Origin of the sequence: Pantoea sp. UYEF8, from assembly GCF_040546285.1 — a bacterium.
In the GTDB taxonomy this organism is placed as follows: Bacteria; Pseudomonadota; Gammaproteobacteria; order Enterobacterales; family Enterobacteriaceae; genus Pantoea; species Pantoea brenneri.
Map to the genome: position 1 here is coordinate 82576 of NZ_JBEPNM010000004.1, position 12942 is coordinate 95517.

Here is a 12942-nt window from a genome sequence, read left to right on the forward strand (position 1 = left end):
GTGATTTGTAAAGGTGAGGTAGTTGCTGAGAATTCGAGATAAGGCAGTTTTTTTCAGATGCTGTGAAGTCCAGCCTCACAGCATCCTAACTTACAAACAATTACTTTCTACGGCTTTTAATACCGCCTTTTCGACCTGCGATAACTGCCCGCTCTGGGTCATTCTTGAAGTTTCCTCCACTGAGGGCTCCTCCCTTTCGTCCGGCCTCTACAGCTCTCTCTGGATTGGCCGCGAAATTACCTGCTCCACCTCTGTGACTAGTCATAATAATCTCTAATAAATTAAGGGCTTTCTAAGCATAGGATACTTTTAAAAATCTTGCTGGCAGTACAAGATGTTTCTCATCGGGTTACTTGCGGTACTAAATTACCTAACGAGCAGGCTTTCCTAACTTCTCCGAACGATAGGTCACCGTAATTCTTCGAACTGAATTTTTTACCGCTTACGCTTGTTGTTGAATTGTTTATGAATAAAATTTTTAATGTGGAAGGTGAATGGATGCAACTCCCATCCGGCAAGAAGTGAAATCCACCCTACGTCCTTCTTGCAAGCACAGTAGAGAGCCTAAAAACAACAGAATGCCTTTGCGCGTTCGAACGCTTCACCTCCCCTTGTACCTGTCTCTTTCATTGGAGTGACGGGTATTTTTTTGCATGCCGCAGCTAAAGAATTCATCAGCCAGGCCGTAAAAATTTATGCCATTGCAAACGCAGTGGTACCCATAACAAAAAATCGAGAAGATGCTGATTGGCCCGCTTCGTGCGGGCATTTTTGCGTCTGGAAAATCTACTTATGCAATCCTATCGAGTAAAATTACTACGCTATCTTTCATAGCAACGCTGCGGCAGTATCCTAAGCTTATATAGCATATTATAAGCTGTGTTTGATGGTTCTCCCCCGTTGGAGATTGCGTCTCGTCGCCCGCTTCGAGCGGGCGTTTTTTATGCTGTTGTGAAGGAGTGACTAATGCCAGCCCCACCACAGCCTACTAAGATGGACGGCACAAACGTGAGAAAGCATGTATAAACTCACAACCACCACAGTTTCCTATTCAGGGTATGATCTGGCGATATGGCTAGCTAATGGCCGGAAGAGAAGTTGTTATAGCCCGCCACACTAAGGGCGGGACATTTTTGCTCAGGGAAGCCGGAGAGGCGGCTGTGTGGCAGAATACAATATATAGCGAGGAGTAATGAAAAAAATAATAGTCCCTGTCGTCGCTTTCGCTATTAACGTAGCGTTAGTCTTGGCGCTGGCCATGAAAGGTGCTTATTTTTTTAGTTGATGCTAAGTAATCGAGCCAGCCCCTGCGTCGACTTTTCCATGCCTGAATCCTGTTCTGATGCTCACCAAGACTTAGTGCCCCACCGCAGCCTGCTGAGACTGACGCGGTCTGTACCTGCCCCGTCGCCGGGGCTTTTTTACGCCTCACCTTCTGAGGGGTTGTCTTCAGTCACTTCGTCTGGAGATGAGACGGGAGGGTTAAGCAAAGCCCATTCCATTTTCATGTCAGTTTCGTTCGCGTCATCTGTTGATGCGTTGATAGAATCAACCAGATTTATAAGCTTGGATTTAGCTGAATCGGGGTCAGTCAGACACTCGAGCATCAACTTAACTACATCTTTTAATGCCTCAGTATTCAATGCCGTAATCCCGGCATAATCCAGAGACAGCTGATCATTAATTATTTCGCCGTCTTCTAGCACTATTTCTTCGCCGTCAACGGTCACAGACTCCGGGAGTACCCTCTGCACATCTTGTGCTATAACACCTGCCCGCGCTTCTCCCTGAATTTGGTAGGTCATACCCCTCAGTGTCATGGACTTGGAGAGCGCGTCGCCAATGAAACGCTTATTAAATTTAAGTCTTGAGTCAGACGTCGGGTTGAATGAAGCCGCATAGCAGGCCCCGTTGGATCTCACACTTAGTGACACTACTGCATTCTGCACAGACCTCCATGAGTGATATTGGCCCTTAACAAGATAATACTGGTGGTAGACATCATAATTGCGATCAAGCCCATACGCGCGCATAAATGTCGAGGTAGCGTCAGTGGTTGTGTCGCTGACATTATCGCAAAAAAAACCACTGCCAGTAGCCACAATAGGTCCATTGCAGCCCAGCGTACCCGCTGAAACCTGAACGCTTGACGATATTGCTCCCCCAGTTTTACCATTTACCGTATTAAGCCGCGAATCATTCCCCGCCGCTACTGTTCCAGATGTTGTTCCCACATTTCTAGTTGCAGAATCTCCCAGCCCGCTGAGTGAGGTTGCCAGGCTTTTCCATGATGGTCCACTGTACTGAGTACCGTCTGGCAGCGTAACGGTGATATTGCCGGCAGTGCTGTATACCTGCTGCCAGTTAGCCTTGTCGAGATTGAGCCCGCGAATGGCTTTCGCAACATCAGCTGCTACCTGAGCAGTAATCCCAACCAGCGCCGCATTAGGAACCGCAGTCCATGCCAGCCCTGACGTTGTCGGACCGTTATATGCCGTAGTCAGCGTCACACTTGTGGCTGAGTTAACTGACTGCACGCCAAGTGTGTAAGTCACGCCGCCCACAATGGCTACCAGGAAATCGTTAGCCTTCAGCTCAGAGGAAAAATTAGTGCCTGAGCCGGTAACTGCGGTTGAGTTGTTAGTTAGTGCAATAGTGCCTGCTGGCATAGATTTCTCCGGGCAATAAAAAAACCCGGCGCGGTGGCCGGTTATATAGTTATACGGGGATTTTTCAAAAATAATATGATGCTTCGATGCAAGGTAATTGGCACGCCGCCTGTACCGCTTTAGGGTACTGGTAAACAACCACCTCCCGTCCTGTAGTCTTGGCTCTTGCTGTTGAAATAGCATTGCCATTCATCTTTAGGCCAGACTCTAAGCACTTTCTGAAGCTGTACCCGTTATTATCCCTGCTGTAATCGCCGCGTTGCAGGCCGAGGCTACAAAGCGGAACCATTGGTTGAGACACGGCGCCAGTGGGGTTAACCCATGACAGGACTTCACCCGAAGAGCCGTCATAGCTCTCATAAAACCCGAAATCGTAGTAGGCGTCAGGCCACATTACGGGTGGATATTTGCTGGAATACGTGACTTGATTTGAGGCGTTTCGAATAACCATCCCATAACCAGAAACGGGAAGTGAGGGGGAGAATCCGCAGGAGACAATCACAACCTGAACATTATTAACTATACCACCCTCCATTGACCCTTCGATGCTTCCAAATGCCGTATATGACTTAATGGCATTACTTCCTCTGTCCAGATATAGCGGGTTATTAGTATTTGACCATCGCGCAAATACAATATAATTCCCGAGATTTACAATTTCTGACGGGATGCTCCACGACCCATTTATATTGATGACGGCTCTGTAGGTTACAAATCCAAGATACGATGTGTCGCCTATCTCCATAAAGTTTGAACCGTTGGTGATTCTCGCTCCATATTCCACTGAAGGGTTTTCAGCGTATGAGACAGAAAATACATCAGAAAACCCCGCCTCATCGGTAGGTAATGGTTTGCCGCCATCCGGATCGGTGAACTTTGCATCGTAAACAAGAGCGCTGCCGTTAAAAGACATGCTGCGAACATATGCCATAGGCGGTCCGGCAGGATTGCTTCCTGGATACACCCGAACCAGATTTCGTGGCACTATCAGCGCCTTGCTGTTGGCGGGCTGAGGCTTAAACCCACCCACTGACCCGGTGTTTGCCAGCATGGACGCGCTACCAAGATATGATGCGTAACGCATTGAGGCGTCCAGTATGATTTGTTTGCCTCCATCGTCGGGAGTGATACGAACCCCATAAATATCAGCCATTAGTTGAGCTTCCCCGCTTTAAACCTTTCCACTCCGTTAGCGTCGTAAACGGCCATTCCAGTTTCATTGAACACGCTACCCCCAGAGCGGCCAGAGCCTCCGTACAGTTCAAAAGAACCATCACTCCTCATGATTGTTCCTGATCTGCCAGCTACATAGTTTGCTGAGTACCATGATCCCACTTTGGCGAGGGTTATAGAGGCGTAGTTGATAAGCGCGTCATTAATGAAGACCTGGCCATTTACTGCAGTGAAGGCCAGTTGATAACCAAGGGTACTTGTGTTGTAGATTGCGAATGTATCTGCGCTAAAGAGTGCAAATGATTGAGTGGACCCGCCGTTGCCTTCCACCCCAAGCTGCATGCCAGCGACATATTTAGTCCCATTCCTGTCAATCTGAACCTTCACGCCCCACTGAGCCGAAAGCTTGCCGCTGAGGTCAGCGTAAGCACTGGAGACCTGCTGCACTGACGCAGTGTTCTGGTCTGACTGGGCCTGAATCTGCTCAAATTTCTGAGCATAGGCGCTGTCAATGGTGGCAATGGTCTGACGGACAGTTATGATGTCGGCTCGGTTTCGACCGTAAGCCTCAAACTGATGATCCACAGAGGCATCAAGGTTAAGGGCGTTCTGCAGGATTGCATCGACACTCGTATCAATGGATGAAGTGAGCCGGTCAAATGCTTCTGACTTGCGGATCTGATTATCGATGTAGTCAATCAACTCGCCAGTATCTGTGTTGCAAACAACTGGCACCTCTACAAACGCAGATGTTCCAAAGGCATTTATGGTTCTCACATACCAGTAATATGTAGGGCCAATTTTCAGTTCGTAAGCTGTCCAGTTACTTCCGATGCCGGCACGACTTGCATTGCCTTCCACTGTAGACTGGTTGGCATTAGGTAGCTGAGTCAGGCCTGAAGTCCAGAAGTCGAACTGTGTTGAGACGTTGGTTATCTCATTGATGCGAGGGATGAGAGTTACTGAAAAATAACCCTGCTTCTGATCCACTGCAGAAGGTGGTGGCGGCGCTTCGATACTGAATTCAAGGTATGCCTCAGGAGACTGGGCGCCCATCTGGTTAACCGCTATGACATGCGCTGTGTACGTGTCTCGCAGCAGTCCGGTGAGGCGGGTGAATGAGCCAGGAACCTGCACCGATAAAACCAGCTGTCCGTCTTTCCTGATAAGGACCTGATTATAAACATACTGACCCACATTCTGCCATGAAAGCACCCCCTGAACCACCTGACCGATTTCTTCAACGGTGTATTTCAGGTTCTGAGGTTGAGCTACTCCGCCAGTTGGCAATTGCGTGAATGGAGGGCGATCGATAGGCTTCCCAATTGCGTCACCCCATACCCCGGCTGTTTCCTGCTTGAGTGTGAGTTGTACGCCATTCTGAACGCCGAATCTCCAGTCCGTTACACGCATCTCAACGCCGACAATCCCCAGTGAAGGAAAGTTAACCTTCACATACATTCCCGGTCGATAACGATATCCGCTCAGGTTCAGCGTAACGTTCATGGTCCGAGATATGCGAGTACGCTTTAGCTTAATGTCAGCCAACCGCTGAGCCTGAAATTCAGACGTCACAAAGCGAAGCTTGAGGTCCTGAGAAATTTCAACGCCGTCTTCCGCAACCCATTCAGCAACAGAGACCGTCGGAAAATCCACCTCAGCGAATCGTTGCTCCGGGTCAGTGAATGTCCCTTTGATGGTATTCACACGCTCAGACTGAGATACCTCGGGCATGATTTCAATATCGCCCGCCAGCTGACTTTCAGTGATCTCTTCTGTCGCTGGACCGTAATAAGCACCAACCAGAATGCCGTGCTTGCCCGCGATATAAGTAGCCTCTCCAGAGCATGCAGAAAGCATTGATTCAAGGATGCTTGCCTTATTCTCGCTCAGGTCGAACTCACCATTTATGGTGTAACGAAGCTCGGTCAGATTGCCGGTGCTGGTAACCCTTTCGTCTGAAATGTTCGCTGCTTCCTTGAACTGATCCCAGTTGATGTCAGAGTCAGGAACCTTGAGGTAGTTGCGGTAATAGTCGAGGATGCACAGAGCGGCATTGTTGCTGTAAAGCGTCTGGCCCGTGCGTGGGTCATACACCTTACGACCAAGCTTCTCAACGGTAATATTGGGAATGCCAGAGGGGAATTTTTCCGCATCAAACTGAAGTGTCACCCTAAGCCAGCTAATGCCCTTACCAATCATGTCCTCCTTCCATGAAGGTGCATTTGCCAGCAGATAAGGATCTGCTGTCTGGCGATCAATATGCACCTCATGAGAGGCCTTGCTTCCGTAGGTCGAAATGTCATCGTCGCCTAGATAAACAGCGCCTACGCCGGTAATTGGATGGCCGGCGAGTGTAATGGCCAGGTGTAGCAGCTCTCCATCAGTTTGGTCACCCTCCTGCTCTTCCGAAAAGAAGAGCGTGCCGGCCGAAAGAGTTTTGCCATAAATAACTGTTTTGGCACTGGCAGCGGCGCGAAGAACCTGCTTCCTCTCCTGGGTGTCCCGGTAACCACCCATGGAGGGCTTTTTCGCCAGAGCCTGAGAGGCAAGCTGAGCGGCCACGGTGATTACCATTGCGATGGCGTAAGCCTGGTTAGCAACGGCAATACCACCGGCCACAGCCGCAACGATTGGAATAGCAGCAGGCATCAGTTAACCCTCCATGCACTCAATACATTTCCGCGTAATCCAACCAGGCCTGAATCGCCCGGAACCCATACCGCGCCGCTATAAAAAACCCCTGCGCACCTGCGCCCGGCGTTCTCGACCACAGCGATATCTCCACGCTGTATAAATGCCGGACTCACCTCTTCAAGAAAGCGTGAGAGAACACGCTCAAGTGAACCGCCGCCGCGCAGCAACGCCTTTTTCGCTCCGGTTTCGCTGTCATACTTCCCGCGGAATTCAGCGGCAAAATCTTCGCCACACATTGCCTGCGCGCAATCGGCGGCAAACAGGCAGCAGTCATGCTCTCCCCATGAAAAAGGCCGCTTCTCGGCGGCCTTAATTACAGTTACAAGTCTCTTCTGCCAGTCAGGGTGCTTCATAAAACCTCACGAATAGGTAAAGCCTGGCGCATCCTTTTTACTACCCCAGAAAATTGACCGCTCAGACATCTGCGCAACGTAACGGAATATCCTGTCACCCGGCTGCGACGACTGATGTGATTCATCGGTAAATCGGTCTGGAAATGGTCGCTGCCAGTCCTCAAAGATATTGCTGACGGTATACTGCAATGCGTTAGTTTCGCCCGCGGTTGCGCCAGTACTGGATACCTTGCCCTGGAAGATCAGGTCAGCGCCAAGCACTTGCCCGTTATCGTCTATCGCGACCAGAAATATCTCCGCAGACCGGCCTACGCATCTCTCATTAAGTGTTTTGGCAAAAAGAGACATATCCAGACCTGACAGCGTCATCTTCAGCTGAGAAGGACTTGTCGTGTTCGTTTCGTTTACATCATCGATGGAACCCATTCGACCCATGCCGTAGTAGACAAACCCGTTTATAACGATCGTCCCGGTCCCGGAATGCACGTATGCGGTTCCTGATTCGAACTGGATATTTGCGGCCACCACCACTGTTACGCGATCGCGAGAAAGCCAGTCCACCATTGAGTCTGAAAACGGTGAGTACATCATCAGAAAGCCTCCTCAAACTCGATGGTTGTTGATGAGATAAGGCCGGGTGCGCGCCGGATTTCGCCCTGAGAGTTGTCGACAAGCTTGAATATCCCCCACGGGTTTTGAACTTCCAGTGGGGAGTTTGCGGCAGGAGACGTTCGCAGCATTGGGGCAAACGAAATAACCGCTACGCCAGAAGCATTGCTGGTCACATCCGCTGTCACTTTTTTAAGCTCAGAGTTAACGGTAAAGTAATCCCCCGCCCGGAGTACTACCGTGTTTGCCTTCCAGCCACTTGTTGAAAGGGCCACTCCCGTTTGATCTGGGTCTGACACAACAGGAGTTCCTTCCGGAGTTCTTCCTGCCCGACCCCAATCCCGTATCCTGACCCGACCATATTCACCATCCATCGCCGCCAGCACCGCCTCAATCCTGCGGGCCTGTGCTTCTTCAAGTACCGCGTACTCAACAGTGCATTTCCACCGGGAGCCGGGGAAGCGAACCGTCTGTGATGCGCCGTTGAAGGGAGAGCGAAAGGTTTTAGTATTTGATTCGAGGTGCCAGTTAAGCGAGGAAGGATTGGGGCCGGGCCATTCCAGTACATCTGCCATTATTTACTCCTGTCTTATACGCCCAGCAGTCGACGGCCCTGCCCTCTGTTCTGGAAGTCCTGCAGCATGTCCTGTCGGGCCTGTTTCGCGCCATCAGTAGCACCTCTTCGCGCAGCTTCTTCCATTGCCTGCTTCAGTGCTGCATCGCCATTACCATTCACCTGGATAGTCTGGTGAATAACCGTGTTACCAGCACTCTTAGCATCAGCCTGGCCGCCATTTACCATCCTTACACCCAGTGAACCGTCTGATGAACGTGTTAACGGCATAATTGCTTCAGGCCCTGCCTCTCCAAAAACACCAGCCCCCTTAGCGAAGGCAAAGAATTTCGGTGAGTCATACACGCCACCGCTATAAGTGCTCAGGGATGGAGAATCGTATACGCCCCCCTTCGCGTTAAGCTTGAGGTTGCTGTATGCCCCACTGGAGAAGGCATTGCTTGATGATGCAGAAGAAGCCGCTGCTGCTCCGGACGAAGCTGCAGCAGCGCCACCAAACATTCCTCCCGCCATCCCGGCAAAGCTTGTGCCGATCCCAATAAGCGACTGGCGAATGGCAATGCGGGCAATGTCTGAAAGAACTGAGTTTGCGAAGTCAGAAAAGGAAGCCTTGCCGGTGGTGGCAAACTTAACAAGCGCGTCCTCCATGTTCCCGAAAGCATTACTGAACAACTGCTGAGACATCGCAGAAACGTTCGCAGCGCTACTCGCGCTTCATGTCATCGCCGAGCGTCTTCTCTTTGGCGTAATACCAGGCTTTCTGGCGATCATTGAGAATGACACCGTGCTTCTGCTCGATATCGTCAAAATAATCGTCGAGGCGTTGCGGTAGAGGCTCTACGGGGTCGATTGCATACAGGGGATTCTTCCACCAGGAGAAGAAGAAAAACTTCCAGTCCAGATTCGAAAGCGTCTTTCCCTGCAACTGGGCTTTCTCAGCGGTCTGGCAGTAATCAAAGAAGTAACTGGCCCGCCCTTCTGCTGTGCTCTCAATAGTGGTGAAGCAATCGCTGGATACCGCCTCAAACGCACCAGTGACAATCTCACGCGCTTTGTCGGGGAACTTAGCGCATATCTTCCCAAACTCGGAAACGTGCAGGAAACGCAGCGTGCCGCCACGGAATGACGTGCTGACGTAAAGTGACCCGCCCTTTCTGAATACCAGTTCACCCGCCGAATCATTGCTCGCCGGATTGGCAGCCCTGATTTCTGCCGGCAGCCGGTCATAGGCGTACTTCACCTTTTCCCGGAACAGGCGCTTAGCATCGTTGAGGGTGTGGGCGATTAGGGCGCACTTGGCAGCCTCGAACAAAGCCGCATCCAACTGGATAATGCAGACTTCTGTGGTGAAACCAAGTTGACGTGCTTTAAGGATGATGTTGCGTGTGTGCATGCCCTCGAAGTATTCGCGCTGCTCTGGCGTCATCCGGAATCGCTGAGGCTTACCCTCTTTGTCGGTTATCCAGTACAGATTATTCAGCCGCCAGTCCTTATCGGATAGCAGCTTGATGTACTCAGGTTTCATTAAGCCCCCTGAGACAATGAATCCATCAGATTCGACAGGTCATCGACCGTCTTATTACCTTCCTCGCTATCGAGGTTGTAGGCCTTACGCTCGGCGTTGATCACCTTAATCTGCGCGTCAACACCAGCAGTGATTGAGCGTGACATTGAGGCATGATTGTCTTCGGTGATTTCAGCATCCTCGAGGAAGTCGCGGAGCTTGTTGGTAATGCCACGCCATGCTGCTAACCCCTCACGGTGAGCCATCACTACAGCGGCAGCTTCGTCTGATGCCTGGTCAACAATCTGCGCATCAGTAACCACTGGTGACTGGTTACCGCCGCTGGTTACCGATTTGGTTACCTTGGCTTTAACGGCCGATCTGACTTGCTCTGTCAGGTCACGTTGCCAGCCTTCTTTGTTTGCTCTTTTGAGGATGGTGGCATGGTTAACGCCATGCTTTTCACCAATCGCCCTTACTGACATCAAGCCAGCCCGGTAAGCCGACTCGATGGCCTCCCAATCTGGTGATGCCATGTCTTTCTCCAATTATGAGACACGTTATAGAGAGGCTATTAACCCTCACAATAGAAGCACAGCCCCGCTGCGCTTTTCCTATAACTTTGCGGAGGTAAAAATGAAATTAACCTATCTGGATCTGCTTATTGCTTTTGCGCCATCAATCAACAGTTTTTCCGAGGTTGCGTGTGCTTACGTCAAGTATCGGATAGCTGTTCTTGCGGCACGTATTCCATCTTGAGCACATCATCAGGCGCGAGGTATACCCAAGCGCCATCTTCCCTTGCAACACCAATGAAGCCATTAACCATCTCAGGCTGTGATCGGTTCATCAGGCCTTCGTGAGTTTCGCCTGACTTCGTGGTAACGGTGATGCGGTAGGTATCGGTCATATAGGACCCAATAAAAAAGGCCCGCCGAAGCGAGCCCTTAATGAGCAAAAATCAAGTATCCTTTTACTTTTTTTTCCTGCTTTTTATCTTTCCTTTGAAAATATCATCGGTCACATAACAAATGTGTACCCACATAGAAAAGGCAAAGACTATTACACCACCACCCCATGCAAGAATTGGATGTTTCGCATCCATGAACACGCCGAAAGGAATAATAGACCAGCATAAACTCAAATATACATAGCATATAAATAGAGGTATTAAGCTCCATCTACTTAAAACCAATAAAGCAGCGGATATACCATAAACTAACGCAAACAATAACCCAATAGATCCCTTTGAATGTTCATAAATCATAAAAACAAGCCCGAAGTTAAAAACAACGAGTTGTGCGATGATAGCCCAAAGGTTTCCTGTAGACGGCCCGCCGTAAGCGATCCTGTGTAAGCTTTCCTTGATTTCTTTCAGATCATCTTCAGTACGCATTTCTATACCCTTCTTTAAAAGCGAACCCCGTTCGCAACGGCAATCAAGCCAAAGGTGAACACCCTAACTGTGCTCAGGTATAATTTTTTCCCTTACTCATATATGCGTTTGCGTCATTTTATCGAGCCAATTACCGTGGTACAAGTTTCTTTTGCATCGGTTTTAAGCTTGTCTGAAAATTATATCTTGCAAGCGGTATAATCAAGCGCCTTCTGAAGCGTTTTTCCAAACAACCTACTAAATTTCGTAGTGGAATTTTTTATGCTTGCAGGTATTATCTGAAAGTTTGCAATTTAGCTATGCCCTTCAGGCAATTTTCATTTAGATAGGGATGATTATGAGTTCAGAACATAAAGGTAAAAACGTTTTTGGCCAAGATATGTATCAGGGATCTGATGGGCTTTACGGCAGCAAGTATGAAGCAGATCAAACTTATCGATCCGACTATAAAAAAGAAAACTACCATGAGCCCTTTGAGTTCCCGCCAATCACTACACCCGGCGCCCTCACTAATCAGCAAAATTATTCCACTATTTCAAATGTATCCGGGCTATCTGACAACAAAATCTCACCTGAATCCAGAAGTCGCATTATTGGGCTGCTAATTCTTTATGTAGGAGGCTGGCTCAATCAGCAAGCCATCGGCTACTTAATAACCAACTCATTTACTGGCTTTTCCCTACACAATATTCTGGCTGCATGCGCGACCGTCTTGTTTTGGCCAGCAAAATTAATACTTGCTCTTTTTGGTAGCAAAGTGGGGGTAACAAGTATCTTACTCCCTTATGCCTTACCATTAGCAAACCTGCTTTGGATTTTATTCGTTGCTCACCTGCTCCTTAAAAATGGTAAGTTAAAGGCGCTTTTAGGAATAAAATCTACAGGTTATAAGAAGGTTTCGTGGATAAAGGCAGCGCTGATTCATTTGATTGTTCAAATCGCGCTAACTGCATCCTTAATGTTTATGTGATGATGATTTAGCGAGTCCTATTGAAGGAAAATATTAAAGGCACTGCTCTCTGATGTACTGTTGCAGCCCCGCTATTTGCTTTCCGGCAACTTCGATTCGCCCTCTGAGGGTGAAATAATCCCGCTGAGCGGCGTCAGTAAGTCGGGCGCTGGCTGCATCATCCAGGCTGGAGGTTCCGGAGGAGGATTGTTTCTGGCAGGTGGCGTTGAGCTGCAACCGACGCTTGCCAGTAGCAACATCATCATGCAGCTGATCGATAGTTGCTTTAGCATCAGCTAGTTCCTTAGTGTATTTCGCATCGAGAGCAGCGACACTTTTCTGGCGTGTCTGCATATCGGTAATGGTGTCATTTGCCAGCTTGAGACTGTTATTTGCCGTGTCACGCTGCGCCTTGTAGTCAATGGCATTGCCGCGGTAATAAAGCGCGAGCGCTACTGAGGTGGCTAATAGCAGCAGAGCCAGCAGGATGAGTGCAGAAAGCACCTTAGCCTTTAAGGTCATCGGCACTCTCCGCCAGGCACATGGTGCGCTCCATATCGCGCCGATTCATTAATCCACGCCATTTCTGGCCGCCAGCGTAAATCCAGCGGCGTAATTCTTCACATGCGCCATCAACATCACCGGCATTAAGACGCTTAAGCAGTGTCGATTTCGAGAACGCGTTTGTACCAACGTTATAGGTGAAGCTGTACAATGCGGCCCGCTGATATTCACCCAGTGGGATTTTGACCATCCCATCAACAGCTTTTTTGACTGGCTGCAGATCGTTCCACATCAGGCGATCGCATTCGCGGTCGGTATACTTCTTTCCTTTGATGATGTCGGTGCCGGTGTGCCCGTCGCAGACAGTCCAGACGCCCGCCACATCTTTGTAAGGCTCGTACACCCTCCCCTCTACTCCACCCTTTCCGCCGAGGAATACCGTAGCGATAGCTATAGCTCCGCCACCCGCGACAGCAATAAGCTTATTGCGCAGGCTGTTTGACATAGCCATGGG

At 49.6% G+C, this 12942-nt stretch carries 14 protein-coding genes and 1 pseudogene; 1 reads left to right on the top strand and 14 read right to left on the bottom strand.

Going from position 1 to position 12942, the window contains the following annotated elements; genetic code table 11:
* Nucleotides 1–100: 100 nt before the first annotated feature.
* The 12 genes and pseudogenes from ABIB18_RS09375 to ABIB18_RS09430 form a co-directional block, all read right to left on the bottom strand.
* Nucleotides 101–265, bottom strand: coding sequence for a con-10 family general stress protein (locus ABIB18_RS09375; RefSeq protein ID WP_354474027.1), 165 nt, complete (start codon nt 263–265; stop codon nt 101–103).
* A gap of 1156 nt (nt 266–1421) precedes the next feature.
* Complete coding sequence (locus ABIB18_RS09380) at nt 1422–2807, bottom strand: tail fiber domain-containing protein (RefSeq protein ID WP_354474028.1); 1386 nt, start codon at nt 2805–2807, stop codon at nt 1422–1424.
* Complete coding sequence (locus ABIB18_RS09385) at nt 2734–3822, bottom strand: DUF6453 family protein (RefSeq protein WP_354474029.1); 1089 nt, start codon at nt 3820–3822, stop codon at nt 2734–2736. Before ABIB18_RS09385 ends, ABIB18_RS09380 begins: the two co-directional genes overlap by 74 nt.
* The gene (locus tag ABIB18_RS09390) at nt 3822–6494 is read right to left on the bottom strand and encodes a phage tail tip fiber protein (RefSeq protein WP_354474030.1); all 2673 of its coding nucleotides are present in this window, start codon (nt 6492–6494) and stop codon (nt 3822–3824) included. The genes ABIB18_RS09385 and ABIB18_RS09390 overlap by 1 nt, the downstream gene beginning before the upstream one ends.
* Nucleotides 6494–6892 carry a DUF6950 family protein gene (locus ABIB18_RS09395; protein WP_354474031.1) on the bottom strand — a complete coding sequence of 133 codons (399 nt, stop codon included), beginning with the start codon at nt 6890–6892 and terminating at the stop codon, nt 6494–6496. Before ABIB18_RS09395 ends, ABIB18_RS09390 begins: the two co-directional genes overlap by 1 nt.
* 6 nt (nt 6893–6898) lie before the next feature.
* Nucleotides 6899–7483, bottom strand: coding sequence for a hypothetical protein (locus ABIB18_RS09400; protein ID WP_354474032.1), 585 nt, complete (start codon nt 7481–7483; stop codon nt 6899–6901).
* Entirely contained in the window at nt 7483–8076 is a 594-nt protein-coding gene (locus ABIB18_RS09405; protein ID WP_354474033.1) for a hypothetical protein, read from the bottom strand. Before ABIB18_RS09405 ends, ABIB18_RS09400 begins: the two co-directional genes overlap by 1 nt.
* Nucleotides 8077–8090: 14 nt before the next feature.
* Nucleotides 8091–8759, bottom strand: a complete 669-nt coding sequence (locus ABIB18_RS09410; RefSeq protein WP_502922709.1) for a phage tail tape measure protein — start codon at nt 8757–8759, stop codon at nt 8091–8093.
* 22 nt (nt 8760–8781) lie between these two features.
* Nucleotides 8782–9600 (bottom strand): annotated as a pseudogene (locus ABIB18_RS09415) (terminase); the annotation flags it as partial.
* A complete protein-coding gene (locus ABIB18_RS09420; protein WP_308546730.1) occupies nt 9600–10115 on the bottom strand; it encodes a hypothetical protein in 516 nt (171 codons plus the stop codon). The pseudogene ABIB18_RS09415 and the gene ABIB18_RS09420, both read right to left, overlap by 1 nt.
* A 179-nt stretch (nt 10116–10294) precedes the next feature.
* Nucleotides 10295–10489 carry a hypothetical protein gene (locus tag ABIB18_RS09425; RefSeq protein ID WP_354474034.1) on the bottom strand — a complete coding sequence of 65 codons (195 nt, stop codon included), beginning with the start codon at nt 10487–10489 and terminating at the stop codon, nt 10295–10297.
* 63 nt (nt 10490–10552) lie between these two features.
* Complete coding sequence (locus ABIB18_RS09430; RefSeq protein WP_354474035.1) at nt 10553–10975, bottom strand: hypothetical protein; 423 nt, start codon at nt 10973–10975, stop codon at nt 10553–10555.
* Nucleotides 10976–11312: 337 nt separating this feature from the next.
* Between ABIB18_RS09430 and ABIB18_RS09435 the strand changes: the two genes are divergently transcribed.
* Nucleotides 11313–11945, top strand: a complete 633-nt coding sequence (locus ABIB18_RS09435) for a hypothetical protein (protein WP_354474036.1) — start codon at nt 11313–11315, stop codon at nt 11943–11945.
* Nucleotides 11946–11978: 33 nt separating this feature from the next.
* Here the strand turns inward: ABIB18_RS09435 and ABIB18_RS09440 are convergent, their stop codons facing one another.
* The gene (locus tag ABIB18_RS09440; protein ID WP_354474037.1) at nt 11979–12446 is read right to left on the bottom strand and encodes a lysis protein; all 468 of its coding nucleotides are present in this window, start codon (nt 12444–12446) and stop codon (nt 11979–11981) included.
* On the bottom strand, nt 12430–12939 hold the full coding sequence (locus ABIB18_RS09445) for a lysozyme (RefSeq protein WP_354474038.1): 510 nt from the start codon (nt 12937–12939) through the stop codon (nt 12430–12432). Before ABIB18_RS09445 ends, ABIB18_RS09440 begins: the two co-directional genes overlap by 17 nt.
* Nucleotides 12940–12942: the final 3 nt, after the last annotated feature.